Origin of the sequence: Mycobacterium kiyosense (assembly GCA_021654635.1) — a bacterium.
GTDB lineage: Bacteria > Actinomycetota > Actinomycetes > Mycobacteriales > Mycobacteriaceae > Mycobacterium > Mycobacterium kiyosense.
In genome coordinates, this window is sequence record AP025179.1 from 4,998,228 (window position 1) to 5,023,154 (window position 24,927).

At 68.6% G+C, this 24,927-nt stretch carries 21 protein-coding genes and 4 pseudogenes; 7 read left to right on the top strand and 18 right to left on the bottom strand.

From position 1 onward, the window contains the following. Positions 1–57 precede the first annotated feature (57 nt). A complete protein-coding gene (locus L6444_RS23440) occupies positions 58–2,637 on the bottom strand; it encodes a bifunctional FO biosynthesis protein CofGH (protein WP_370652987.1) in 2,580 nt (859 codons plus the stop codon). A gap of 215 nt (positions 2,638–2,852) precedes the next feature. Between L6444_RS23440 and L6444_RS30270 the strand changes: the two genes are divergently transcribed. Next, the gene (locus L6444_RS30270) at positions 2,853–3,716 is read left to right on the top strand and encodes a PE family protein (protein ID WP_255730908.1); all 864 of its coding nucleotides are present in this window, start codon (positions 2,853–2,855) and stop codon (positions 3,714–3,716) included. 3 nt (positions 3,717–3,719) lie between these two features. On the opposite strand, the gene L6444_RS23450 is transcribed toward L6444_RS30270, so the two are convergent. Next, complete coding sequence (locus L6444_RS23450; protein ID WP_236977549.1) at positions 3,720–4,181, bottom strand: hypothetical protein; 462 nt, start codon at positions 4,179–4,181, stop codon at positions 3,720–3,722. 94 nt (positions 4,182–4,275) lie between these two features. After that, complete coding sequence (gene mshB / locus L6444_RS23455) at positions 4,276–5,175, bottom strand: N-acetyl-1-D-myo-inositol-2-amino-2-deoxy-alpha-D-glucopyranoside deacetylase (RefSeq protein ID WP_236977550.1); 900 nt, start codon at positions 5,173–5,175, stop codon at positions 4,276–4,278. A 58-nt stretch (positions 5,176–5,233) separates the two neighbouring features. Between mshB and L6444_RS23460 the strand changes: the two genes are divergently transcribed. Further along, positions 5,234–5,848, top strand: a complete 615-nt coding sequence (locus L6444_RS23460) for a TetR/AcrR family transcriptional regulator (RefSeq protein ID WP_236977551.1) — start codon at positions 5,234–5,236, stop codon at positions 5,846–5,848. 22 nt (positions 5,849–5,870) lie between these two features. Here L6444_RS23460 and L6444_RS30825 read toward each other — a convergent pair whose 3' ends face one another. The 6 genes from L6444_RS30825 to L6444_RS23490 form a co-directional block, all read right to left on the bottom strand. Next, a complete protein-coding gene (locus L6444_RS30825) occupies positions 5,871–6,965 on the bottom strand; it encodes a PE family protein (protein WP_289624945.1) in 1,095 nt (364 codons plus the stop codon). Between the two features lie 147 nt (positions 6,966–7,112). Further along, the gene (locus L6444_RS23470; RefSeq protein ID WP_236977552.1) at positions 7,113–8,072 is read right to left on the bottom strand and encodes a PE family protein; all 960 of its coding nucleotides are present in this window, start codon (positions 8,070–8,072) and stop codon (positions 7,113–7,115) included. Further along, a complete protein-coding gene (locus L6444_RS30830) occupies positions 7,978–9,375 on the bottom strand; it encodes a PE family protein (RefSeq protein WP_459561256.1) in 1,398 nt (465 codons plus the stop codon). Before L6444_RS30830 ends, L6444_RS23470 begins: the two co-directional genes overlap by 95 nt. Before the next feature lie 192 nt (positions 9,376–9,567). After that, complete coding sequence (locus L6444_RS23480; protein WP_236977553.1) at positions 9,568–11,451, bottom strand: ABC transporter family substrate-binding protein; 1,884 nt, start codon at positions 11,449–11,451, stop codon at positions 9,568–9,570. Positions 11,452–11,572: 121 nt separating this feature from the next. After that, positions 11,573–13,462, bottom strand: coding sequence for a translational GTPase TypA (gene typA, locus L6444_RS23485; protein ID WP_236977554.1), 1,890 nt, complete (start codon positions 13,460–13,462; stop codon positions 11,573–11,575). Between the two features lie 174 nt (positions 13,463–13,636). After that, positions 13,637–14,020, bottom strand: coding sequence for a (deoxy)nucleoside triphosphate pyrophosphohydrolase (locus L6444_RS23490; protein WP_236977556.1), 384 nt, complete (start codon positions 14,018–14,020; stop codon positions 13,637–13,639). 26 nt (positions 14,021–14,046) lie between these two features. Here L6444_RS23490 and L6444_RS23495 point away from each other — a divergent pair, with 26 nt between their 5' ends. Then, complete coding sequence (locus tag L6444_RS23495) at positions 14,047–14,331, top strand: 4a-hydroxytetrahydrobiopterin dehydratase (RefSeq protein WP_236977558.1); 285 nt, start codon at positions 14,047–14,049, stop codon at positions 14,329–14,331. 31 nt (positions 14,332–14,362) lie between these two features. On the opposite strand, the gene L6444_RS23500 is transcribed toward L6444_RS23495, so the two are convergent. Then, positions 14,363–15,658 (bottom strand): mannosyltransferase, encoded by a 1,296-nt coding sequence (locus L6444_RS23500; protein WP_236984370.1) that lies wholly within the window; start codon positions 15,656–15,658, stop codon positions 14,363–14,365. Positions 15,659–15,826: 168 nt separating this feature from the next. Between L6444_RS23500 and L6444_RS23505 the strand changes: the two genes are divergently transcribed. Continuing rightward, the gene (locus L6444_RS23505; RefSeq protein ID WP_236977560.1) at positions 15,827–16,600 is read left to right on the top strand and encodes a hypothetical protein; all 774 of its coding nucleotides are present in this window, start codon (positions 15,827–15,829) and stop codon (positions 16,598–16,600) included. 16 nt (positions 16,601–16,616) lie between these two features. Beyond that, positions 16,617–17,783: pseudogene (locus L6444_RS23510) on the top strand (Rv1157c family protein). Between the two features lie 104 nt (positions 17,784–17,887). Here L6444_RS23510 and L6444_RS23515 read toward each other — a convergent pair. The 4 genes and pseudogenes from L6444_RS23515 to L6444_RS23530 all read right to left on the bottom strand — a co-directional run bounded on the left by L6444_RS23515 (position 17,888) and on the right by L6444_RS23530 (position 19,310). Beyond that, positions 17,888–18,034, bottom strand: a complete 147-nt coding sequence (locus tag L6444_RS23515; protein WP_236977561.1) for a DUF1059 domain-containing protein — start codon at positions 18,032–18,034, stop codon at positions 17,888–17,890. Continuing rightward, on the bottom strand, positions 18,031–18,621 hold the full coding sequence (locus L6444_RS23520) for an HhH-GPD-type base excision DNA repair protein (RefSeq protein WP_236977563.1): 591 nt from the start codon (positions 18,619–18,621) through the stop codon (positions 18,031–18,033). Before L6444_RS23520 ends, L6444_RS23515 begins: the two co-directional genes overlap by 4 nt. A 37-nt stretch (positions 18,622–18,658) precedes the next feature. Beyond that, positions 18,659–18,841, bottom strand: a complete 183-nt coding sequence (locus L6444_RS23525; protein WP_236984372.1) for a DUF5302 domain-containing protein — start codon at positions 18,839–18,841, stop codon at positions 18,659–18,661. A 26-nt stretch (positions 18,842–18,867) separates the two neighbouring features. After that, positions 18,868–19,310, bottom strand: a pseudogene (locus L6444_RS23530) (PPOX class F420-dependent oxidoreductase). Positions 19,311–19,365: 55 nt separating this feature from the next. Here L6444_RS23530 and L6444_RS23535 point away from each other — a divergent pair. Continuing rightward, a complete protein-coding gene (locus L6444_RS23535; RefSeq protein WP_236977565.1) occupies positions 19,366–19,881 on the top strand; it encodes a DUF1697 domain-containing protein in 516 nt (171 codons plus the stop codon). A gap of 27 nt (positions 19,882–19,908) precedes the next feature. On the opposite strand, the gene L6444_RS23540 is transcribed toward L6444_RS23535, so the two are convergent. Continuing rightward, the gene (locus L6444_RS23540) at positions 19,909–20,274 is read right to left on the bottom strand and encodes a GntR family transcriptional regulator (RefSeq protein ID WP_236977567.1); all 366 of its coding nucleotides are present in this window, start codon (positions 20,272–20,274) and stop codon (positions 19,909–19,911) included. Between the two features lie 37 nt (positions 20,275–20,311). On the opposite strand from L6444_RS23540, the pseudogene L6444_RS23545 reads away from it, so the two are divergent. Beyond that, a pseudogene (locus tag L6444_RS23545) lies at positions 20,312–21,028 on the top strand (NAD-dependent deacylase). On the opposite strand, the gene L6444_RS23550 reads toward L6444_RS23545, so the two are convergent. From L6444_RS23550 to L6444_RS23560, 3 genes and pseudogenes are all read right to left on the bottom strand, one after another. After that, on the bottom strand, positions 21,025–21,663 hold the full coding sequence (locus L6444_RS23550) for a class I SAM-dependent methyltransferase (RefSeq protein ID WP_236977569.1): 639 nt from the start codon (positions 21,661–21,663) through the stop codon (positions 21,025–21,027). The pseudogene L6444_RS23545 and the gene L6444_RS23550 overlap by 4 nt on opposite strands. Beyond that, complete coding sequence (locus tag L6444_RS23555; protein ID WP_236984374.1) at positions 21,660–22,352, bottom strand: TetR/AcrR family transcriptional regulator; 693 nt, start codon at positions 22,350–22,352, stop codon at positions 21,660–21,662. The genes L6444_RS23550 and L6444_RS23555 overlap by 4 nt, the downstream gene beginning before the upstream one ends. A gap of 1 nt (position 22,353) precedes the next feature. Beyond that, positions 22,354–24,721: pseudogene (locus L6444_RS23560) on the bottom strand (MMPL family transporter). Between the last annotated feature and the right edge of the window lie 206 nt (positions 24,722–24,927).

Consider the following 24,927-nt stretch of genomic DNA (forward strand, 5'->3'; position numbering starts at 1 on the left):
GGGCGTAGCGCTGCGTCCCGTGCTCTGCGGAGCCGGGATGGCGTTGCGCTCGCGGTTTTATGCGGCCTGTGAGGCGTACGTCGTGGTGCGCTGACGCGCCGGCCGCCCGATGCCTTCGGCAATCGCCACCAGCTCGGCAACCGACTTCGCCGAACCGTGCTCGGAGCCGGCCATCCGCGAGATGGTCTCCTCCATCAGCGTGCCGCCCAGGTCGTTGGCGCCACCGTTGAGCATCACCTGAGTGCGCTCGATACCGAGCTTCACCCAGCTGGTCTGGATGTGCGAGATGCGGCCGTGCAGCATGATTCGGGCCAGCGCGTGGACCGCTCGGTTGTCGCGGTGAGTGGGACCGGGCCGGGCCGCCCCGGCCAGATACAGCGGTGAATTGTTGTGCACGAACGGCAGCGGCACGAACTCGGTGAAGCCGCCGGTGCGGTCCTGGATGCCGCGCAGCACATTGAGATGCCCCACCCAGTGCCGCGGGCTGTCGACGTGGCCGTACATCATCGTCGACGACGACCGCAGCCCCACCTCGTGCGCGGTGGTGACGATCTCGACCCACAACGACGTCGGCAACTTGCCCTTGGTGAGCACCCAGCGGACCTCGTCGTCGAGGATCTCGGCGGCGGTGCCCGGGATGGTGTCCAACCCGGCCTCGCGCAGGCTGATCAGCCACTCCCGAACCGACAGCCCGCTCTTGGTCACCCCGTTGGCGATCTCCATCGGGGAGAACGCGTGCACGTGCATCGACGGCACCCGCGCCTTAACCGCGCGCACCAGGTCGGCGTAGCCGGTGACCGGTAACTCCGGGTCGATGCCGCCCTGCATGCAGATCTCGGTGGCGCCGGCCACGTGCGCCTCCCAGGCGCGGTCGGCCACCTCCTGCGCCGACAACGAGTACGCGTCGGCGTCGCCCTTGCGCTGCGCGAAGGCGCAGAACCGGCAGCCGGTGTAGCAGATGTTGGTGAAGTTGATGTTGCGGTTCACCACGAACGTCACGTCGTCGCCGACGACCTCGCGCCGTAACGAATCGGCCAGTGCCGTCACGGCTTCCAGCGCCGGGCCATCGGCGGTGGCCAGCGCCAGGTATTCGTCGTCGGTGCAGCCGCCCGGGTCGCGCTCCGCGGAGCGCAGCGCGGCCAGCACATCGGTGTCGATGCGTTCCGGGGCGCGGGCCACCAGTTCGTCCACCCGCGACCGGATGGATTCCCAGTCGCCGAACGCACTGTCGAGGTCGCTGCGCGACTCGGTGTTGCGCCCCTCGGTGTCGATCGCGGCGTTCAGGTCCACCCGGCCCGAGGAGGCCACCTCGTCGGGCTCCTGCCAGGGCATGCCCACCGGGTTGACGTCGCGGGCGAAACCGGTCGCCGGATCGGCAAGCGCCACAACGTGTCCACGCACCCGCGGGTCGATCCACGCCGCGCCGGCCTGAACGTACTTCGGTTGCGCGGTCAACCGCTGCACCAGGTCATAGCCCGCCTGCTCGGTGACGGCGGCCAGGTCATCCAGAGCCGGCCAGGGCCGCTCGGGGTTCACATGGTCGGGCGTCAGCGGCGAAACCCCGCCCCAGTCGTCGACACCGGCCGCCACCAGCGCCAGGCACTCTTCGCGTGACACCAGATTCGGCGGCGCCTGAATCCGCATGCCGGGGCCCAGCACCAACCGGGCCACCGCCACCGTCGCCAGATAATCGTCGATGCCGGCGTCCGGCACAGCGGCCATCGCGGTGTGTTGCTTGGCCCGGAAGTTCTGCACGATCACTTCCTGGATATGCCCGAACTCCTTGTGCGACTTGCGAATCGCATGCAAGGTGTCGGCCCGTTCGGCCAGTGTCTCACCGATGCCCACCAGCAGCCCGGTGGTGAACGGAATGGACAACCGGCCGGCGTCGGTCAGCGCGCGCAGCCGCACCGCCGGGTCTTTGTCCGGACTACCGTAGTGCGCAAGGCCTTTGGTCTCGAACAGTCGCCGCGACGTGGTCTCCAGCATCATGCCCATCGACGGCGCCACCGGCTTGAGCCGCGACATTTCCGACCAGGTCATCACCCCGGGATTCAAGTGCGGCAACAGCCCGGTTTCCTCGAGCACCCGGATGGCCATCGCCCGCACATAGGACAGTGTCGAGTCGTAGCCGCGCTCGTCGAGCCAGTCCCGCGCCTCGCCCCAGCGGTCCTCGGGCCGGTCACCGAGGGTGAACAAGGCTTCCTTGCAACCGAGTTCGGCGCCGCGGCGCGCCACGTCGAGGATCTCGTCAGGCTCCATGTAGAGGCCGAGGCCCTGCGCGCGCAGCCGGCCCGGGACGGTGACGAACGTGCAGTAGTGGCAGTTGTCCCGGCACAAGTGGGTGACCGGGATGAACACCTTGCGCGAGTAGCTGATCGGCAACCGGCCACCCGGGCCGCGGCGCCCAGCCGATTCCAGGCCGGCGTCGCGCACCCGCGCTGCACTCGCGCACAGGTCGGCGAGCTCGTCACCGCGCGCGGTCATCGCAATCGCCGCTTCGTCGACGTTCAGCGCGACGCCGTCGCGAGCCCGCCGGAGCACCCGTCGCAGCGCCGACGCCGTGGGCCTGGCCGCAGAAGGCGCTGGACGGGGCAGGGGATCAGGCAGAGCCGTGGGCTCCGGAGTTACCGGCACGTTGGTGTAACTTTCCCGCGCCGCGATTTCATCCGCGCGTCCTGGGTGAGAAACGTGGGCAGCCCTGGTGCCATACGCGCAACAGTAGCGGCAGGGCACCGGCGGCCCGTGACTGACCGGGCGCAGCGAACCAGCCATGTTTGCCAAGTACGACATCCGCGACCGACGACCGCGATACGATTCTTGGTTCCTGGTATTAAGTAGGGGTGGGTGAGATGTCGTTTGTGCACGTGGGGCCAGATGCTCTCAAAGCGGCGGCGGCGTCCATCGCCGACATCGGCACCGAGATCAACTCGGCAAACGCAGCCGCGGCACTGCCGACGACCGGCGTGGTGGCCGCCGCCGCCGACCAGGTCTCGGCCCAGATCGCGGCCCTGTTCTCCTCACACGCCCAGGGATACCAGCAACTCAGCGCCCAGGTGACGGCTTTTCACGACAAGATCGTGCAGGCCATGGGCGCCGGTGCAAGCGCCTACGCCAACGCCGAGTCCAGCGCCGCGCGAACGCTGGTTAACGCCGTGAATGCGCCCGCCGCCCAGTTGCTCGGGCACGCGCTGCCCAGCCCGGGCGCCCTGGCCGGCAACGTCGTCGGCGGTTTCGGCGCGCAGGTGCAGCGCCTGTTCTCGCCAGCATCCACCAACCTGCTCGGCGCGCTGGCGCTGACACCGACGGGTGGGATCAGCGGGTTCGGCAGCCTGGCGGCCGCCAGCTCACTGCTGGGGCAGGCAGCCGCGGCGCCGGCGGCGTTCCTGCCGGTGTCGTTTGCCACCGCGATCGAGAATCTTTACCTCACCTTCGAGCCGTGGGTGCAATACGGCTTCAACCTGGCCGCGTACCTGGCGGGCTGGGTGCCGTGGGTCGGCATCCTGGCGCCGCAGATCAACTTTTTCTATTACCTGTTCGAACCCATAGTGCAGAGCGGCCTGTTCAACACCCTGGACTGGCTCAGCGGGACGGTCAGCCTCAGTCAGGGCCTGAGCAATTTCTGGTCGGCGACGACGGCGTCGATCAACAACTTCATCCAGACCGAGATCTACTGGTTCCTCAGCTTCTTCCCGCCGTTGCCGCCACTTCCGTAGCGGTCAGGACCGGGTTCTGCTGCGCCACAACACCCACACCGGCGGGACCACCCCGCACACGATCAACAGCAACGCGCCGTAGGCCATCACACCCTGGCCGCCCAGGACGATGTCACCGCCCGGACCGCCCAGGCTCAGCCCCGCCACGGTCGACAGCCAGGTCCACAACGGCAGCGCCGCCACCCGAGGCGAGGTCGTCCACTTGCTCCCGGCCCATACCAACGCGGCGTTGACCAGCCCGCTGACCAACGCGCTCACCGGAAATGGAACCGAGCCGATATAGGAAGGCAGCAGCATCGCACCGGCCAGCGCGGAGAGCACTCCGTCGACGGCCAACAGCGTCAGTACAACAGCACGGATCGCAGGATCCGTCGCGCTCGTCTCTTCGGCCGAGACGGCGCGTGGCTTGGTTTCGGTCAGGTTGGGACGCTGTCGAGCTGCGAGACGATCGACCCCAGTACCCACTGCAGGCTGTCGAGGCGGTCCTGCCAGTGCTGCTGGTTGGGATCCAGGTCGGGGTCCATGTGAAATTCCTTCCGTGGCTGCCTAATTAGCTAGCCTACGTGCCCGGCGCGGGGAAGCCCAGACCGGCCAGCAGATCCGTTTCCCAGCCGCGCTCGTCGCGCTCGCCCGCGTCTCCGGCGACCAGAACGTAGTGTTCCTCCGCCAGGATGGGCAGGGCCAGGTTGTTGGACAGCGCGCCCGCTTTACCAGTAGGACCCACCCGCACCTGCGTGGCGTGCTCGGCCAGCGCGGCGACCTTGGCCGCGTGCGCGGCCGGGTCGGCTTGGACGACGGCGGTGATGCGGTCGTCGGGATAAGCGAACGGGATGTCCTCCGGCGGCAGCACCCACCCGGGGTGCAGGTCGTCGGGAGTCATCGCACGCAGGCCGGACGCCAGCGCCCCGCGGCCCAGGAGGGTCCAGTAGAACTTCGGCACGGTCCACGGGTCCCCGGGCAGATCCGGCCCGGCGGCGCCGGCGCGCGCCACCGCAGCGGTGGTGACGGCGTGGGTGCGCATATGGTCGGGATGCCCGTAGCCTCCGTCGGGGTCGTAGGTGACGACGACATGCGGGCGCAGTTCGCGGATGAGCGCCACCAACGCGCCGACGGCCTCGTCCTCGTCGGCGTCGACGAACCGGCGTCCACCTCGCGGCTCGGTGCCCGCCATTCCCGAGTCGCGCCAGTGACCCGCACCGCCCAGGTAGATGGGCTCGGCGACGCCGAGCGCCCGTAGCGCCCTGGTGAGTTCGCCGATCCGGTAGCCGCCGAGTTGGTCTGCGTGGTCGGCGGCGAGCTGTGCCCAACGGTCGCCGATGACCTCGCCCTCCTCGCCGAGGGTGCAGGTCACCACGTGGACCTGGGCGCCGCGCGCGGTGTAGTGCGCGATGGTGGCACCGTTGCTGATGCTCTCGTCGTCTGGGTGGGCGTGGACGAACAACAGCCGTGGCGAATCCATGGACGCACCCTACCCACCTTCGGCGAACGATAGGAACGCCAGCGGCTACTATCGTTGCATGCCGCACGCCACGCCCACGATGCCGAAAGCCCGGCAGAGACGTCGTCGCGGCGAAGTTCTGGAGCGGGCGCTTTACGCGGCGACGGTCGCCGAGTTGGCGGCCGTCGGGTACGGCCGGCTGACGATGGAAGGCATTGCGGCGCGCGCACACACCGGAAAGGCGGCCTTGTACCGGCGTTGGGCCTGCAAGCACGACCTGGTGCATGCCGCCCTGATCCACACGCTGCCGCCACTGCCCGAGCCGCGCCCCGGCCGCTCGGCTCGGGAGAACCTGCTGTCGGTGTTCACCGCACACCGCGACGTGCTGGCCGGCAAGACCGACTTTCCCGGCCTGCAGATCATCAGCCAGCTCATCCACGAGCCGGAGCTGCGCACTATATTCGCCGACGCGGTGGTGCTGCCGCGCACCAGGATCGTCGAGTCGATCCTGAAAACCGCTGTCGCTGAGGGCGACCTGAATCCCGAGATGCTCACCCCGCTCAGCGCGCGGGTGGGTTCGGCCTTGATCAACCAGCACTTCATGCTGACCGGGACACCACCGACCCGTCGCGAACTGGCCACCATGGTGGACACCGTCATTCCACCCAAACTGACTGCCGCGCAAGGCGATTGAGCGGACAGCCCGGCGCGAACCGTCAGGTGTTGCCGGTGAGCAGGCCGAGCACGTCCTGACCGAACATCAACCCCTGGCCGAAAATACCCGGCAGACCGCCGATTTCGCCGCTGTTGAAGGTTTGTGATGCACTGCCGGTCAACAGCCCGGCGGTGAAGTTGGCCGGCGTCGGTGCACCGACGAGAACATTCAGCGCCTGCTCGCCGGTGCCCACGAACAGGTTCCCGACATTGAATGCACGGTTGAGCGCACCGTTCAACGCACTGTCGGTACCGAAAACCTGTTTCTCCCAAGCTATTTCGTTTGTCAACAGCGTGTTGTTGAACAACTGCTCGTTGGCGATCAGATTCGCGTGGAAACCGAGCTGCGCCGATTCCACCTGCTGAAACGGCCCCGCCGCCGCGGCCGCCTGCAGCGAAGCGCCCGCGGCCGCGATCGGTCCGGTGTTGCCGGTAGCCAAGCCGAACAAGTCAGTCGGGACCATCAGCGCCTGATCGAAAGCACCTAACAATCCGCCGATCTGACCGCCGTTGAACACCTGGGCGCCACTGCCGGTCAATAGCCCGGCGGTGAAGTTCGCCGGCGTCGGAGCACCGACGAGTACGTTCAGCGCCTGCTCCCCGGTGCCAACCAACAGGTTTCCTGCGTTGAACGCGCGGTTCAATGCGCCGTTCAGCGCACTGTCGGTGCCGAAAACTTGTTTCTCCCAAGCTACTTCGTTGGTCAACAGCATGCTGTTGAACAGTTGCTCGTTGGTCAGCAGATTGGCGTGGAAACCGAGAATCGCCGCTTGAAGTTGCTGCGCCGGAGTTCCGGCAGCCGCCAGCGCCGCAACACTGGCCGCCTCCGCGGACGCATACGCACCGGCACCGCTGCGCAGCGTCTGCACGAACTGGTCGTGGAACTGCGCTGCGCGCGCGCTGACTTCCTGGAACGCCTGCCCGTGCGCACCGAACAGTTCCGCGACGGCCGCCGACACCTCGTCGGCGCCGGCCGGCAGCACCGCGGTCGTCGCACCCGCCGCCGCGGAGCCGGCCGCTCCCAGTGCCGACCCGATGCCGGCCAGATCAGCAGCAGCTGCCGTCACCCATTCGGGCGCCATCGACAAATAGGACATCGCAGAACCTCCCCGGACCGTCACGCCGGCCCTCCCAGTGCCGAACGTGAACGACTTCACGACGAGCCGATGGTAGCCAACCGACGGGTGCCCGACGGGGTTTTGTATAAATTACGTTGGAGATAATAATGGGCCGGGCCCGGGCGGTCACCCCAGCGTTGCGCCACCGGTCACGGTGACGTTGCCGGTCAACGCCGCCGAGAGCTGGGTGAGCAGGTTGGGCAGCCCGCCGGTGAGGGTCACCTGCACCGGGAAGCCCAGCAGGCTCAGCACCGAGGCGTCGAACAGCCACTTCTGCTCGAACGCCCCCAGCGCGCCGCCGGTCCGCAGGCCGCCGAAGACGTCGCCGTTGCCGCCCAGTGCGAGGCCGGCGTTGAAGCCGGGCGGCACCGGGGCGCCCAACAGCACGTCGATGGTCTGCTGGCCGGCACCGATGGCGTAGTTGATCATGTTGCCGAAGTTGTTCAGCGCGCCGTTGAGGGGGCTGGTGGTGCCGAACAGGCCTACCTGCAGCGCGACCTCGTTGGCCACCAGGTTCTGGTTGAACGCCAACTGGCTGCTCACCACGTTGGCCAGCGACGCGCGCAGGTCGCCCAGCGGCGCCAGCAACGACGTGTCGCCGCCGAGTGCCCCGTTGAGCAACACCAGCTGCTCCCCCACTCCCAGCAGGCCGCCGGTCGGGACGATGCCCGGCACCGAGCCGCCGATCAGCAGGCTGCCCATGAAGTTGGCCGGCATATCGGCGCCCAGCAGCACGTTGACGGTCTGCTCGCCGGTGCCCAGCAGCAGGTTGAACGCGTTGAAGCCGTAGTTGACCGCGCCGTTGAAGGCGTTGTCGACGCCGAACAGGGCGCGCTGCAAGGCTATCTCGTTGGCGACCAGGGACTGGTTGAACGCCAGCTGGCCGTTGACGAAGCCGGACAGCAGCCCGCTCTGGAGGTACCCGGCCTGCTGCACCGCCAGGGTCGGCAGGCCGGCACCGGCGTTCACCAGCGCCGAGACACCGGAGAAGTCACCGTTGAGGGCGCCCGTCAGCGCCGCGTTGACGTTTGCGTTGAACCCGGAGAGCGCTGCGCTGAGATTGGCTTGCAGCACAGGCAGATTCACGCCGAGAGAGCCACCCAAGCCGGACAGGGCGGCGTTGAGGTTGCCGGCCAGCGTGGCGCCGGTCTGGGTCAGCACGGAAAGACCCGGTAGGCCGCCGCCGAAGTTGCCCCCCAGCACGCCGTTGAGCGCCGCGCTGAGTTGAGCGCCCAGGCCGTTCAGTCCCGCGCTGAGGTTTCCGGCCAGGCCGGGGGAGGTTCAGGCCGAACCCGCCCGTCAAGCCCGGGAACGTGAAGCCCGGCAGGGTGACGTTAGGCAGCGTCAAGTTCGGCAGCGTCAAGTTGGGCAGCGTCAGACCCAGGTTGGCCACCAGCGCCGGAATCCCGGCATTCAAGTTGGCGCTCAACGTCGCACCCGCTTGCAGCAACGCCGAGATGTCCGGCAGCCCGCCGGAGAAACCGCCCGACAACGCCGAATTCAGCTGGCCGCTCAGCCCGTTCAGCGCGCCGGTGAAGCTGCCGGCCAACGACCCGCCGGTCTGCGCCAAATTCGACAGTCCGGCCGTCAGGCTGGTGGCGAGCGTGCCGCCGGTCTGCGACAGCCCAGCCAGGCCCGCATTGACGTTGGCCACCAACGCATTACCGGCTTGCGTCAGCACCGCCAGGTTGGGCAACGCGGCGCCGAGGTTGCCCGACAGCGCCGCATTGAGTTGGGCACCGAGTCCGGATAGCGCGGCGTCGAAGGCACCCGAGATGCCGCCGAGGCCGACGTTTCCGGTGACCGACGCATTGACGTTCAGGCTGGCATTGAAATTGGCCGGAACCTGCACTCCCAGTAGGGCATTGATGGCTTGCTGGCCGCCGCCCACCAACGAGTTGGCCACGTTCAAACCGGCGTTGACCGCCCCGTTGAGAGCGTTGTCGGTGCCGAAAACCAGTCGCTGCAATGCCAATTCGCCGCCCACCAGCGACTGGTTGAACGCGATCTCGGCGTTGGCCAGGTTGCCGGTGAAGCCCGCGTACGCCTGGACGAGACCGTCGAACGACACGGCGGGCGCCGCCAAACCATTCGCCAGTGTCTGCACAGCGCCGGCCTCGGCCGCCAGATAGCTGTTCGCGCTCGCCGCCACGTTCTTGACGAACTGTTCGTAGGAAGCCGCGACCTGTGCGCTGAGTTGTTGATAACCCGCGGCGTTCTCGGAGAACAGCGCGGCGATCTGAATCGACACCTCGTCGGCGGCCGCGGCCAGGACGCTGGTCGTCGATCCGGCAGCCGCCGCATTGGCCGCGCTCAGCGAGGAACCTATTCCCGACAGCTGCGCCGCGACTGTAGCCATTATTTGTGGCTCGACAAATACAAAGGACATGGTGACCCCTCACCTGCAGAATTGCTGGCTGACCCCCGCCCGACCAGCAGCCCCCGACAGCTCCAGCGCGAACGTATCGCGGGGGTTGACCACCGGCACCGATTCCAAACCGGATTTTTATAACAATTTGGCACAAGCGCAATTGGCTGGCCGAAACGCGGTCCTACCTGGGGTGTCGCGACAGATGGCGGGCTAGGAACCGATCTTGACCCACTGGCCCGCGTCGCCGACGATGCCGACCGGCACCGCGCCGGTCAGGCTGACATTCTGCACGCTGGGCCCGGCCGCGACGATGGTGGTGTCCTGCAGGATCGGCAAGACCGTCGCCATGTTCCACAGCCGCGGCTCCACGGCGACGATGACGTCGTTGATGTTCTTGGACCCGTTGAGGGCGGCGTCGATATTGGACTGAATACTGCGGTCACAAATGCCGGTGAGATTGGACGGCGCTTTCACCAGCGCACCGGGCTCCGGCGGGCGGCTCGGCGTAGTCGGCGGCTCGGTGGTGTCCGGACCGGCCGATGCCGTCGCGCCGGTGGAGGCGACCGGACCGGGCGATGGCGGCGGCGAAGCGCCGGGCGGCGGAACGGCGGTTGCCTGCAGCGCGGGACAACCGAACCGCGCCGCCAGCGACGTGGCCAGGTTGCCGCCCGCTTGATGCCAGCCCACCAGCGCGTCGATCTGGTGGTTGTGCAGCGCGTCGCGGTACAGCGTCACCGGATCCAGCGCCAGCACGCTGGCGGCGATACCGACGTTGCGCAACTGGTCGGCGGCCGTGTTGGCCACCGCCACCGAAGTCGGATCGTTGGCGGCCACCCCGATGACCAGCGACAGTTGCTTGCCGTCCTTGCTTATCCGGCCGCGCACCACCTCGGTCGGCTCGGTACTCGCCGGCGGGGTCGGCGGCACCGACGTGGTGCTTTCGACCTGGAACCCCGCGGCCTCCAACAGCCCCAGCGCCGCCGTCCTGCTCAGCGCCGGCGGCGCGGTCGGCACATAGCCGGGATCGCTGGGCGAGCGGACCTGCGCCTGGGCCAGGGTGACGGTGTTGTCGCTACCGGCGCCGACCGCGGCCAGCAGGTCGACGTCGAGCAACCCCAGGATGGCCTTGCGGACCTGCGCGTCGGCCAACTTGGGCTCGTTGGCGCGCAGGGTCAGCTGCATGACGCGCGGGGTCACGATCCGGGCCGTCCGCACGTCGGGAATCGCCGACAGCTGCGCGAAGGCGGCCGAACCGCCGTGCACCTGAGCGACCTGGGTGTCGCCGTTGCGGACCGAATCGGCCAGCGCGGCAGGCGCTCCCGCGCGGCGGAACTGGATCAGCGCGGGTTTCGCCGGCGGTCCCCAGTAACGGTCGTTGCGGGCGATCAGGATCTCGTCGCGCTGTGGGTCGATGTTCTCCACCCGGAACTGCCCCCCGGTCACCGGCAGGGTGCGGGCCAGCCCGGACGCGAAGCCGCCCGGGACGTCCTTGACGATGTGCGCGGGCAGCAGGTTGCTGAACAGCTCCCGCCAGGCGGGGTACGGCTGGGCGAAGGTGACCACGGCCTGCTTGCCGCCCTCGAGCGACTGGACCGACGTGATCAGGTCGTAGCCGGCCGGATCCACCACTCCGGGTTCGCCGACCATCTGGCGCCACAGGTACCAGAAGTCGTCGGCGGCGATCGGCGCATTGTCCGTCCAGGATGCTTCCGGCCGGATCTTGTAGCTGACCGTGAACGGGTTTTCGCTGGTCACCTCGGCAGACACCAGCAGCGTGGGGTCCATTTCCCAGCGCGAACCCGTCGACGAGTTGGCGTCGGGAACCGGCCGGAACGCGCTCGGCAGCACCAAAGCGCTGATTGCCGCGTTCACCGGGGACAGGTCCGAGAGCAGATGCGGGTTGAAGCCGGCACCGATCGAGTCGATGCCCATGATGATCTGGGTGGGCCGCTGCGGGGGTGGCGGCGTGCTGTGCGGGGTGTCGGTGCTCTGCGGGGCCGGCGGCGGACTCACCGTGCAACCCGACAGCACCAAGCCGATCGCGGCGACCAGCACGCCGATCGCCACCAGCAGGTAGCGGGCCCGGTGCAGCACGCCCGTCAGGGTATCGAGGGGACCCGGCCGATCCGCGGATGTGGCGGGGCTGGGCGAATCCGCGTCTGCTTTTGCAGTGCCCTGACGCTGGCGCGGCTCACGAGCCCGGCGCGGCGCCAAGCTAACCCCGGGCCTTGGCGCGCGAGCGGCTCCGAGCCCGCGAGGTGGCGTCCAGCTCGACCTTGCGGACCCGCACGATCTCCGGTGTCACCTCCACACACTCGTCGGGCGCGCAGAACTCCATGGCCCGTTCCAGGTCCAGCTCCAGCGGCTTGGCCAGCGTCTCCATCACATCGGCGGTCGAGGAGCGCATGTTGGTGAGCTTCTTCTCGCGGGTGACGTTGATGTCGAGGTCCTCCGGGCGCGGGTTGATGCCGACGACCATTCCTTCGTAGGTGTCCTGTCCGGGTTCGACGAAGAACTGGCCGCGGTCGGCCAGTTGCAGCAGCGCGAACGGGGTGATCACCCCGGCCCGGTCGGACACCAGCGAACCGGTGTGCCGGGCCCGGATCTCACCGGCCCACGGCCGGTAACCGTCGAACACCGCGTTGGCGATCCCGGTGCCGCGGGTGAGGGTGAGAAAGTCGGTGCGAAACCCGATCAGGCCGCGGCTGGGCACGATGAAGTCCATCCGCACCCAGCCGGCGGCATGGTTGGTCATCTCCTCCATGCGGCCCTTGCGGCCGGCCATCAGCTGGGTGATGGCGCCGACGAACTCCTCGGGACAGTCGATGGTCATCGCCTCGAACGGCTCGTGCAGCTTGCCGTCGATGGTCTGGGTGACCACCTGCGGCTTGCCGACCGTGAGCTCGAAACCCTCCCGGCGCATCTGCTCGACGAGCACCGCCAGCGCCAGCTCCCCGCGGCCCTGCACCTCCCAGGCGTCGGGCCGATCGATATCGACCACCTTGATGGAGACGTTGCCGACGAGTTCGGCGTCCAGACGCGACTTCACCATCCGGGCCGTCAGCTTGTGGCCCTTGACCTTGCCGGCCAGCGGCGAGGTGTTGGTTCCGACGGTCACCGATATCGCGGGTTCGTCGACGGTGATGCGGGGCAGTGCGTGCGCGTGATCGAGGTCGGCGAGGGTGTCGCCGATCATGATCTCCGGAATGCCCGCCACGGCGACGATGTCCCCGGCCGATGCGGAGTCGGTGCTTGTTCTTTCGATGCCCTCGGTCACCAGCAGTTCGGTGATCTTCACGGTCGTGATGACGGGATGCCCGTCCACCTCCCGCATCCAGGCGACCTGCTGGCCCTTTCGGATCCGGCCCTTATAGATGCGGATCAGCGCAAGTCGTCCCAGGAAGGCCGAGGCGTCGAGGTTGGTCACCAGCGCCTGCAGCGGCGCCTCGGGATCGCCCTGCGGCGGCGGAATGTGCTCGAGCAGCACGTCGAACAACGGATCGAGGTTGTCTCCCTCGGGGTTTTCGCCGTTGGCCGGTTCTTTGGTGCTGGCGATGCCTGCTCGGCCGGAGGCATACAGCGTCGGCAGGTCCAGGGCGGCCTCGGCGGCCTTCTGCGCTTCCTCGTCGAGGTCGGATGCGACGTCGAGCAGCAGGTCGTGACTCTCCGAGACGACCTCGGAGATGCGGGCGTCCGGCCGGTCCGTCTTGTTGACGACCAGGATGACCGGGAGGTGGGCGGCCAGCGCCTTGCGCAGCACGAAGCGAGTCTGCGGCAGCGGGCCCTCGGAGGCGTCGACCAGCAGCAGCACCCCGTCGACCATCGACAGTCCGCGCTCCACCTCACCACCGAAGTCGGCGTGGCCCGGGGTGTCGATGACGTTGATGACGGTCGTCGTTCCGTCCGGGTGCTTGCGGTGCACGGCCGTGTTCTTGGCCAGGATCGTGATGCCCTTTTCTTTCTCCAGGTCACCGGAGTCCATCAGGCGCTCGACCGCGTCGTCGCCACGATGTGTCAGGGCGCCGGACTGTCGCAGCATGGCGTCGACCAGGGTGGTTTTGCCGTGGTCGACGTGGGCGACGATGGCGACGTTACGGAATGGCACGTCGGTGATTGTGGCAGCGAGGGCTCCGGATAGCGAACTGGCAGGCCGGGATCCGGTGTGCACGAGGGCGGGGTGCGCGCGCCGTTGGCTCTGCGTCCTTGGCGCAGAAGTGCAAGTAGGTAGCGCCCTCACTGCAGAGTCAACGTCCCGGCATCGGGACCCGGCGGACTCGCGCTACAGCGCGGCCACCAGGTCCGGAACCCAGCCACGGTCGGCGGGCACCCAGTCGACACCGTCCAGGTCCGCGGCCGCCACCCAGCGCAGCGCCTGGTGATCGCGGGGGTGCGGCTCACCGTCGAGCAGGGTGACCCGGTAGGCCCGCAAGACCGTCGTCTCGCCCAGGGCCACGTCCTGGCCCAGCCGGTCACCCACCGCGACCGCGACGCCGAGTTCCTCGGCCAGCTCACGGACCAGCGCGCCTTGCTCGGTCTCGCCGTCGGCGACCTTCCCGCCGGGCAGTTCCCACCGGCCGGCCAGCTCGGGTGGCCGGTTTCGCTGCGCTACCAGAACGGTGCCGCTGCGGATGATGGCGCCGGCGACGACGACCTGGTTCGGCATGGGCAGTGAGGGTATACGTTCGCGTCATGGCTGTGTTATCGGATGAGCAAGTAGACGCCGCCCTACCCGAACTGGACGGCTGGGAGCGCGTCGACGGAACCCTGCGCCGGTCGGTCAAGTTCCCGGCGTTTCTGGACGGCATCGACGCCGTGCGTCGGGTGGGCGAGCACGCGGAGTCCAAGGATCATCACCCGGATATCGATATCCGTTGGCGCACAGTAACTTTCGTGTTGGTCACACACTCCGAGGGCGGCATCACCCAAAACGACCTCGACATGGCGCGCGACATCAACGGCATCGTCGGAACCTGATCACGCCGCGAACGAAGACCGCACCGCGAGATCAGTCCGCTGCGGCCGCCGCCTGGTCACGCTCGCGGCGGGGATGCCAGGCGATCCACCCCAACGTCGCGACCGCGGCCGCCACGTAGACCAGCCCGGCCCACGCCAGGTACCAGGGTCTGCTGATCACCCAGATGGTCGGTTGCGCGAAGCTGAGCAACCAGGGCACCCCGACCAGTGTCAGCACCAGCCAGCCCCAGCCCAGGATTTTCGCGCCGAGGTGGTCGCGCAGCGGCCCGTGCAGCAGCCAGATCATCAGCGGCACCAACCACACCCAGTGGTGCGTCCAGGAGATCGGCGAGAGCAACAGGCCGAACAGCTCCACCACCAGCAGCCGCCCGAGCTGATCGGCGGGCCGGAGCGCCCGCCAGGCCAGCAGTGCGACGACGGTGGTAGCGCCGATAGCGATCAGCACCGGTGGCCCGTAGCCCGCGTCATAGCCGAGGATGCGGGAGATGGCGCCACGCCAGGACTGGTTGAACGAGGTGGCGACGGGTCCGATCCGATGTGCGTCGCCGAGCAGGTCGGTGAAGTAATAGCGGGCCTGGTCACCGACCACCAGCAGGGAGATTCCCACCGTGAGCAGGAACACCGCACCGGAGAACAGCGCTGCCGCCCAGCGCCGGGCGCCGAGCAGATAAAGGCCGGCTACCGCCGGCGTGAGCTTGACCCCCGCGGCCAGGCCCACCAGCAGGCCCGACAGCCACCACCGGGTGGAATGGATCGCCCACAGCACGGCCAGCACCAGGAACACGTTGATCTGGCCGTAGTCGAAGTTGCTGCGCAGCGGTTCGATCCAGATGGCGAGCGCGGTCCACAGCATTGCGACACGCCGGTCGCCTGCTGGCCCGAGCAGTCGCTGGCAGAGGCGCACCACGCCGTACAGCGCCGCGACGATCGCGGCGTGCCAGAGAACCGCCACCAGTGCGAACGGCAGCAGATGCAGCGGGTACAACACCACCGCAGCAAACGGTGGGTAGGTGAACGGCAGCGGGAAATCCGGAGTCTGGTCGGCGTAGACGTAGCTGTACAGGGTGCCGGGATGATCCAGGGCTGCCCCGCCGCCGATGTATACGTGCAGGTCGACGAAGTTCGCGCCGTGCGGGGCGAGGTAGGTCCAAGCGAATCGGGCTGTGACGCTGAGGATCAACAGCAGCGGCGCCCAGGTCGCCAGCGAAGTCTCGCGCCGCCTGGCGGTGGCGAGCGCGGCGGGGGTGGCCGAGGTGGTGTCTATCCGACCGACTTTAGCGACCGCGCCGACGCGCTGAGCCCCTGAACGCGACCGGTGCGCGTCGATAACGGGGAAATCACGATTACCAGGTCGCCGGTCACTGCCTTCGCTCGTATCTATAACGATCCCGTAAATGCCACACGTGTCACTTGAGTCACTTCTGTACCACGATAGCTTCGGCTTCAGGTCCTTCCGGGGGGCCTGCCGAAGCCCATCGAAGACATCAGGAGAGACATGCCAACCATTTGGACCTACGTTCGGGCCGCCGCTGTGCTGGCCGGCTCGGGCGCCGCACTGTTGACGGGCGGCATCGCCCACGCCGACCCCGCGCCGGCTCAGCCGCCGGCCCCCAACATTCCCCAGCAGCTGATCGCCTCGGCGGCCAACGCGCCGCAGATTCTGCAGAACCTGGCGACCGCGCTGGGTGCCACCCCGCCGGCGCCGCAGGGCGTGCAGCGCGCTCCGGACCCGGCCCCCGCCGCTCCGGGCGGGTTGAACCTGCCCTCCGTGGTTCCCGGCCTCACCGCGCCGGCCCAGGCCACCGCACCGGCCCAACTGCCGGCCCAGGCGACCGCGCCGGCAGCGCCTGCGCCTGCGCCGGCCAACTCGCCGGGCACCGTTCCCCCGATTCCGGGTGTGAACGCGCCGATCCCGGGGCTCACCGCTCCCGCGGCTCCAGCCGCTCCAGCGGCGGCTCCGGCCGGCGTCCCGTCGGTGCCCGGCGTGAACGCACCGCTGCAGCTCACTGCGCCGGCGGCCCCCGTCGCGCCGGCACCGGGAACGTTGCCGTCGATCCCCGGGGTGAACACGCCGCTACCCAGCCTGGCCGCACCGGCGGCTCCGGCCGCTCCGGCCGCTCCGGCGGCCTCGCTGCCCGGGTTGGCGACGTCGCTTCCCGGACTCGCCCAAGCGGCCCTGCCGGGGCTGGCTTCGGCCATTCCGGGGCTCTCGGGTGCCGGCGCGCCGGGTCCGGCGGGACCGCAGACGCTGCTCGGCGCCCTGCCCTGAGCTTGACCTCCGACGACTGACCAACCACTAGGAACCGGGAGAAACACCGTGGCAAGCACTTGGAGTCTGTCCAAAGGTTTGGCCGCAGTCGTCGTCACATCGGCTGCCGCGTTCGTGCTTTGTCCGAGCGCGGCAGCCGACCCGGCGACGCCGTCGACCGACCCGACCCAGCAGCTGCCCGGCCTTCCGGCGTTGACTCAGTTGAGCCCGATCATCCAGCAGGCCGCCGGCAATCCCGGACAGGCGACGCAGCTGCTGATGGCGGCTGCCCAGGCATTCACGCACAACCCGTCGGCACCGACCGAGGCCAAGAATGTGGCCTCGTCGGTGAACCAGTTCGTCGCGGGTCCGGGGGCACCGGCGGGCGCGACCCCGCCTGAGGCGGCACCGGCACCGCACGTACCGGCACCGGGTGCCGAGCCCGGCGCCCTGGCGCACCTGCCGGCCGGCGTCGACCCGCTGCATGCCGCGGGGCCGGGCCCGGTCGGCGTGCCGCAGAACCCGCGGCCCGTCTCACCACCGCTGCCCGGGCCGGCGCCGGCCGCACCCGCGCCTGCCGCCGCGCCAGCTCCCGCACCGGCCGCACCGGCAGCCCAGGCTCCGGCACCGGCCCCCGCGCGCGGCTGCGCCAGCTCCAGCACCAGCACCGGCCGCACCGGCGCCCGCGCCGGCGGCGGCCCCTCAGCTGCGCCGGCTGCCGCGGCGGCCCCAGCTCCGGCGCCCACCCCCGCCCCGGTGGCGGCGCCGGCGGCCGCGGCCCCCGGCTTCGGCCCTGACTCCCGCCCACGCAGGACTTCATGTACCCTCGATCGGCACCAACTGCCTAGCCGACGGGACGAACGCCCTGGCCACCGCCCTGTCGGTGGCGGGACCGGCGGCCATCCCGACGCCGGGCCCGGCTGCCGGCCAGACCGCTTACGTCTTCACTGCGGTCGGTACCCCGGGACCCGCCGAGGTGCAGAAGCTGCCGCTGAACGTCACCTGGATCAACCTGACCACCGGCAAATCAGGCAGCGCCACCCTGAAGCCGCGCACCGACATCAACGGCGAAGGCCCGACGACGCTCACCGCGATCGTCGACACCGGTTCCGGCAGCATCATGTCGACGATTTTCGGTCAGGTCACCACCAAAGACCGGCAGTGCCAGTTCATGCCGACCATCGGTTCGACGGTGGTGCCGTAGCGGCACCGCAACCAGCAGCCGGACCACGCGAGCGTCCTCGAATGTACGTCGCAAAGAGCTTCTGGCCGTACCTATGAGGGCGCTCGCGGCGCAAAGGCGAGTACCTAGTAGGCCATGAACAAGATCGCGTCCCGGTCGTAGTCCAGACCGGGATGCGCACTGGCCAGGTGGGCCTGAGTCAGCTCGACCAACTCGTCCTCGTCCTTGCCCTGAATGGCCTCGCCGCACGGACAGGTGATGTGCGTCTTCATGTTGCCGCCTTTCCCTTGGCTGCCTTGGCTGCCGCCTTCATCTGCTTCTTATACGACCGCACCTTGCCGAGTGACTCGGCATCGACAATGTCGGCGACCGAGAGGTGGGTGCCGGCCTTGCCGTACTCTCCCGCTGCCGCCCGCCAACCCGTGGGTGTGACACCGTACTGCTTGCCGAGCAATGCCAGGAAGATCTTGGCCTTCTGCTCACCGAACCCGGGCAGCGCCCTGATCCGCTGCAGCAACTCTTTCCCATCGGGATCGCCAGCGGTCCACAGCGCGGCCGCGTCGCCGTCGTACCGGTCGACGATGATCTGTGCAAGCGTCTGGATGCGCTTGGCCATCGCGCCCGGGAAACGGTGAATGGCAGGCTTTTCCGAGCACAGCGCGGCGAACTTGTCGGGGTCGTAATCGGCGATGTCTGCCGCGTCCAAGCCGCCCATCCGCTCGGCGATCTTCTGCGGACCGGCGAATGCCGTCTCGAAGGTCACCTGCTGATCCAGCAACATCCCGATCAGCAACGCCAGCGGGTTGTCGGCCAGCAGCTGATTGGCCTGGGGTTCGGTGGCGAGGCAAAGCTGCGTCATGGTCGAACTTTAACCCCGCACGCTCGGGCCCGGCCCGCTAACCGCTCTTGCGACGGAACTCGCGGCGGTTGCCGGCCGCACCGTGTGCCCGCGACTGCTTGCCCCCGCCGTCCTTGTGGTCGGAACCGCCGGACGACTTGGCCATCTTGCGTTCCAGGGCTTCACGAAACTTGCGTTTGTTGTCGTCCTCGGGCACTTCGGGCGATTCCGGGTGTTCGATTCGGCCATGCCGGAAGCCTAGCGCGGTCAGCGCTTACCCGGCGGCATCCCGTACACGTGCGAGATCGGCAGTGTCAGCAGCACCCGGCGGTCGGTGACCATCGCCTCGCGGTACTCGTCCCAGTCCGGGTGCTCGCCGGCGATGTTGCGGTACAAGGCGATCAGTGCCTCCACCGTGTCGTCGTCGGGAGCGGCGGCGGGTGGGTGAGCTCCGCGACGCCTTCGGCGACGGCGTAGGACCACCCGTCGTCGGCGTCGACGAGCAGCGAAGCCCGCGGATCGCGGCGCAGGTTGCGGGTCTTGGCACGCGGCTCGGTGACCGAAACCTGCAGCGACAGCTGCCGCGGGTCGAAGTGGTACTGCACGTTCGACAGCTGCGGGCGTCCGTCGCGCTTGATGGTGGCCAGCACCCCGATCGAGTTGCAACTGATCACGGCCAACAGCTTGTCGTCGAAGACGTGGCGTCCCATGCCGAAAGCCTACGTCGCGTTGCACCGGCGTCGGACGGGCTGCTGGAATCGGTGCATGACCGAGTACGCGGCATTTCTGCGCGGCGTCAACGTCGGCGGCGTCAACCTGAAGATGGCCGAGGTTGCCGAGGCACTGACCGACGCCGGGTTCACCAACGTGCGAACCCTGCTGGCCTCCGGAAACGTGCTGCTGGAGTCTTCGGCCAAGGTCGCCTCGGTGCGCAGGAAGGCAGAGGCGGCACTGCGCGACCGCTTCGGGTACGACGCCTGGGTGCTCGCCTACGACATCGACACGGTCCGCGCCATCGACGAAGCGTTTCCGTTCGAGCGCGAACGAGACGGCTACCACTCCTACGTCACCTTCGTCACCGACGCCGACATCCTCGGTGAACTGGCGGAACTGAAACCGGGCGCGAACGAGAAAATCGAGGTCGGCGACGGCGTCATCTATTGGCAGGTGCCGAAGGGCAGCACCCTGGACAGCACCATCGGCGCGACGATGGCCAAGAAGCGCTATAAGTCGTCGACCACGTCACGCAACCTGCGCACGCTGGGCAAGGTACTCCAGTGAACGCCGGCGCCGTGGCACCGCTGCAATTCAGTCGTCCGGAACGTTCGTGAGGTAACGCATCGCATCGTTCTTGGTCAGCCCCAGCGCGTGGGCCACTTCCACGTATTCCTTGGCGGCGGCGGCCATCGCCGCGTCGGTCGGGTCGAATCGGGAGATGAAAGTGCCGAAGCGTCCGCGGGTTTCGACGATCGCGGCGGACTCGAGTTCGCGGTAGGCGCGGGCTACGGTGTTGGCCGCCACGCCGAGCTGGCCGGCCAGCTCGCGGACCGTCGGCAGCCGGGTGCCCGGCGGCAGTGAACCGGCCCGCACGCCGTCGATGACCCCGGTTCTGAGCTGGTCGAACAGGGGCTTGCCTGCCTTTACATCCACCTTCAGCAAGTCGCGCAGGTCCACCCATCCAGTATTGCCCAACCGCGGCTATCTTTGTGGGATGCGAGTGGCGGTGCTGAGCGGTGCGGGCATTTCCGCGGAGAGTGGCGTACCGACATTCCGCGACGACAAGAACGGCCTGTGGGCCCACTTCGACCCGTACGAGTTGAGCAGCGTGCAGGGCTGGGAGAGCAATCCCGAACGGGTGTGGGGGGTGGTATCTGTGGCGCCACTACCTGGTCGGCGACGTGCAACCCAACGCCGGGCATCGCGCGATCGCGGACTGGCAACGGCAGGCCCAGGTCACCGTGGTGACGCAGAACGTCGACGACCTGCACGAGCGCGCCGGCAGCGCTCCGGTTCATCACCTGCACGGCAGCCTCTTCGAATTTCGTTGTGCGCGTTGCGGTTTGCCGTACTCTGAGCCACTACCGCTGATGGCCGAACCGGCGATCGAAGTCGAACCTCCGGTGTGCGCCTGCGGCGGGTTGATCCGGCCCGACATCGTGTGTGGTTCGGCGAAGCCCTGCCGCAGGGTCCGTGGCGCCAAGCCGTCGAGGCGACGGAGAACGCCGACCTGATGGTGGTGGTGGGCACCTCGTCGATCGTCTACCCGGCGGCCGGCCTGCCCGAGCTGGCGCTGGCGCGCGGCACCGCCGTGATCGAGGTCAATCCCGAGCCCACGCCGTTGTCCCCGCACGCCACGCTGTGCGTGCGCGAGTCGGCCAGCGTGGCGCTGCCCGGGCTGCTGGAGCGACTGCCGGCCCTGTTGAATTAGTCGGACGGCCGCCGCGCCCGGCCCAGCGCCAACTCGGACACCGGCAGCGGCGCCCACGCCGGCAGCGTCCACTCCCGCCGCGACGTCTGCACCACGAATCCGGCATCGACGATCGCGCGCTCGGTGTCGCGGTGGGTATGACAGTTCCCGAACATCCGGGGCCACACCGTCGCATCGGCGACACGCTGCAATCGTCCCCGCGCCCCAGCGCTGGCTACGTGTTCCAGAAACCGCAGTTCGCCGCCCGGTCGCAGCAGCGAATGCAACCGCCGCAAGACGCCGTCCTGGTCGTGCACCGAGCACAACACCAGCGAGCAGACCACCGCGTCGAACGGCTCGCCGTCACTGAAATCTTCGGCCGTCTGGCTTGTCACCACCACCGGGATCGGTGCCGTCGCGGCCGCCGCGCGGGCCTTGGGCACCAGGTGCGACTCGGGCTCGACGGCGACCACCTGGGTGACGGTGTCCGGGTAATACGCGAAATTCGTCCCGCAGCCCGCACCGATTTCCAGCACCCGCCCGGACAGCTCGGCCAGGTTCTCCCGGCGCAACACCCGCACCGACTCGGCCTCGTGGGCGGCGAAAGCCGGCCAGATCCGCGCAAAGAACGGGTTCTCGACTCTGGTAGACGTCATGCTTCTGCCGACCCCCGATGCTGCCTGACCCACTCCAACATCTGCTGAGACGTCGCCTCCGGACCGACCATTCCGGCCACCAGATGACCGCACAGCACCGCGCCGAACATCCGGTCGGTGAAGGCGTCGATCCACCGAACGGCAGCCTGCGGTTTGGCGATCAGCACGGTCGCAACCCCGTGCGCGGCCGTCATCAGCGCCAGGGCGACCGCGCCCGGGCTGTCCGCTCGGAAGACGCCCTCGTCGATCAGCTTCTGCACCGTTGCCCGCACGTGCCGGAACACCGCGCGTTGCATGGCGTCTGCGACGACGCCGCCCGTCCGTTCCGCGCTGACGGTGGCCAGCCGGTACAGCTCGGGTGCCTGCAGCGCGTAGCGCACGTAGGCCAGCCCTTGGGCACGCAGCGCCGCCATACTGTCGGGCTGCCCGTCGGCGGCTCGTACCATCTCCTCGTCGAGCTGGTCCAGATGACGCACGCACACCGCGTCCAGCAGCGCGTCCTTGTCCTTGAAATGCAGGTATATCGACGGCGACGTGATACCCACCCGCTCGGCCACCGACCGGATCGACACCGCCCTGGCCCGGCCGGTCTCGAGCAGCAATTCGGTTGCCGCATCGAGGATTTCGTTGCGCAGCCGCTCCCCCGACCCGCGGGGAGCGCGCTGCCGGCGCAACGCCGGCACCGCCATGTCAACCATTGCGCGTCACTTCGACGTGAACCTCGTTTCCGTTATTCGGGGCCGGACTCGCGGCCGGGCCCGGCTTGGCGGTCGCCGCCGGACCGGGCGCTGCGGGCCGGTTTAGCGCACCGCCCTCGCTGATCCCGAACCGCTCGTGCAACCACACCAGCGGTTTGGGCGCCCACCAGTTCCAGCGGCCCATCACGTGCATGAAGGCCGGCACCAACACCATCCGCACCAGCGTGGCGTCGGCCGCAACCGCCAGTGTCAGCCCCAACCCGAACATCCGCATGAACGACACGTGGGCGGCGATCAACGCGGCGAACGACATCGACATGACCAATGCGGCCGCGGTGATCACCCGACCGGTGCGCGCAACTCCCAGCGCGACACTCTCGTCGTTGGCGGCGTGGGCCTCGGCCGGGCTCGGCTGCGCCGGACGGGCCGCGCCCGACCCCAACCAGTACTCGCGGATCCGCGAGACCAGGAACACCTCGTAGTCCATCGACAGCCCGAACGCGATGCAGAACAGCAGCACCGGCATGTTGGCGACCAGCGTCCCGCTCGGGGTGGTCCCGAGCGCGCCGAGGTGGCCGTCCTGGAAGATCCACACCAGCGCCCCGAACGCCGCGGTCAGCGACAGCACGTTCAACACCAGCGCTTTGAGCGGCAGCACCACACTCCCGGTGAGCAGGAACAGCAGCACGAACGTGACGGCAGCCATCATGCCCAGCACCAGCGGCAGCCGATCGGTGACGGCGTCCACGCTGTCGCGGTTGACCTGCGCGACACCGGCCATCTCGACGGTTCGGCCGCCCGGCCCGGCCACCTGGTGCAGCCGTTTGAGCTGGGTGTCGGAGGCCTGCGAGAACAGCGGCGCGGTACTGCTGACGGTCAGGAATGCGCTGCCGCCGGCCATCCCGGTCGCTCCGCCCGGCGGTCCCTGCGGCTTGCCGCCGGCGAACGTGCCGGTGGGCGCCGACACCGCGGCCACGTCGGGCACCTGCGACAACGCGGCGGCGTACCGGCTCAGATCGTCCCGGCTCAGGCCGTGCGCGTCGGGAATGACCACCGGCACCGCGGTGGCCGAGTCGCGCGCGAAGTTGGTGCGCAGCTGGTCGCCCACCTGGTGTGCGGACGCCGAGGCGGGTAGTACGCGGTCGTCGGGAAAACCCCACTTGACCGAGAAGAACGGCAGCCCGAGCAGCAGTAGCAGCGCGACCACCGCGCCGCCGAGTGGCAACCAGCGGCGCATCACGAACTTGCTGGACCGGTACCAGAACAACTGCTCGACGGGCTTGTGCACCGGCTCGGGTCGCCGGAACATCCGGCGCAGCAGCCGTCGCACATCCAGGGCGTCCACCCGGGGGGCCCATCAGGATGATGGCGGCCGGGGTGACCACGATGGACGCGGTCGCCACGAAGGCCACTGTCGCCACGCCGGCGTAGGCGAACGACTTGAGGAAGTACATCGGGAAGGCCACCGTCGCCGCCATGGACAGCGCGACGGTGACGGCCGAGAAGATCACCGTGCGACCGGACGTGGCCATGGTGCGGATCAGCGCCTGTTCGCGATCCCAGCCCTCAGCCAACTCGTCGCGGTAGCGGCTGATGATGAGCAGCGTGTAGTCGATGGCCATGGCCAGGGCCAGGCCCAGCGCGGTACTCAGGTTCAGCGCGAAGATCGACACCTCGGTGGCGAAGGTGACCAGGCGCAACACCGACATCGAACCGACGACGGCCAGCGCGCCCAGCGCCATCGGCAGCGCCGCGGTCAGCAGCCCGCCGAACACCCACACCAGCACCAGGAAGCTGAAGGGGATCGCGATCATCTCCATGACCAGCAGGTCGGCCTGGTTCTGCTTGTTGATCTGGGCGTATTCCATGGCCGCACCGCCGGCCTGGACGGTGACACCGCCGCGATCGTGGATGATCCGGTCGGAGAGGGTCTGCGCGTTCTTCTGCACGTCGTTCTCGCCACCCTTGAGGTTGACCACGATCAGCCCGGTCTTGCCGTCTCTGCTGATCAGGTCGGTGGCAGCCGCGGGCGGCACGGTCCACGGGGAGGTGGCGTTATAGACCAGCGGTGAGCCTTTGAGCTGGTCGACGAGGTCGGTGCCGACCTTGCGGGCCCGATCGCTACCGGCTCCGTCGGGTGCGGTGACCAGGATCAGCAGTTGCTGGCCGCTCTGACCGAATTTGTCGTTCAACACCGAGATGGCGCGGGCCGACTCGGAGTTGGGATCCTGGAAGCCGCCCGGCGAGAGGCTGTTGGCGACGGGGATACCGAACACGGCCGCGGCAATGAAAACGAGAACCGCGATGCCGATGATCCGCCGGGGTGCCCTGATGGCCATTCGCGCGATCGCTTGCAGCATGTGTCATCCCTCCGCCGACGGCGCGGCCCCCCCGACAAGACTGCACCAAACCCGCGTTAACTTAGCAACGTTAAGTTACAAGTGTCAAACAACCACCGTCGTTGACACGAACGCAGATGAGCCGCGGTTCAACCGGCATCGAATTGGGTAACCTGGCGCGGCGCGGCGAACCCTACCCACCGGTAAGAATTGCCACCATTTTCCGA

Bases quoted from the DNA above. Each gene is read 5' to 3' on its own strand.
- L6444_RS23495 (WP_236977558.1), top strand. From the start codon at position 14,047: ATGGCTGTGTTATCGGATGAGCAAGTAGACGCCGCCCTACCCGAACTG.
- L6444_RS23505 (WP_236977560.1), top strand. From the start codon at position 15,827: ATGCCAACCATTTGGACCTACGTTCGGGCCGCCGCTGTGCTGGCCGGC.
- L6444_RS30830 (WP_459561256.1), bottom strand. From the start codon at position 9,375: ATGTCCTTTGTATTTGTCGAGCCACAAATAATGGCTACAGTCGCGGCG.
- L6444_RS30270 (WP_255730908.1), top strand. From the start codon at position 2,853: ATGTCGTTTGTGCACGTGGGGCCAGATGCTCTCAAAGCGGCGGCGGCG.
- L6444_RS23555 (WP_236984374.1), bottom strand. From the start codon at position 22,352: ATGGCGGTGCCGGCGTTGCGCCGGCAGCGCGCTCCCCGCGGGTCGGGG.
- L6444_RS23520 (WP_236977563.1), bottom strand. From the start codon at position 18,621: ATGACGCAGCTTTGCCTCGCCACCGAACCCCAGGCCAATCAGCTGCTG.
- L6444_RS23460 (WP_236977551.1), top strand. From the start codon at position 5,234: ATGCCGCACGCCACGCCCACGATGCCGAAAGCCCGGCAGAGACGTCGT.
- L6444_RS23515 (WP_236977561.1), bottom strand. From the start codon at position 18,034: ATGAAGACGCACATCACCTGTCCGTGCGGCGAGGCCATTCAGGGCAAG.
- L6444_RS23490 (WP_236977556.1), bottom strand. From the start codon at position 14,020: ATGCCGAACCAGGTCGTCGTCGCCGGCGCCATCATCCGCAGCGGCACC.
- L6444_RS30825 (WP_289624945.1), bottom strand. From the start codon at position 6,965: ATGTCCTATTTGTCGATGGCGCCCGAATGGGTGACGGCAGCTGCTGCT.
- L6444_RS23550 (WP_236977569.1), bottom strand. From the start codon at position 21,663: ATGACGTCTACCAGAGTCGAGAACCCGTTCTTTGCGCGGATCTGGCCG.
- mshB (WP_236977550.1), bottom strand. From the start codon at position 5,175: ATGGATTCGCCACGGCTGTTGTTCGTCCACGCCCACCCAGACGACGAG.
- L6444_RS23535 (WP_236977565.1), top strand. From the start codon at position 19,366: ATGACCGAGTACGCGGCATTTCTGCGCGGCGTCAACGTCGGCGGCGTC.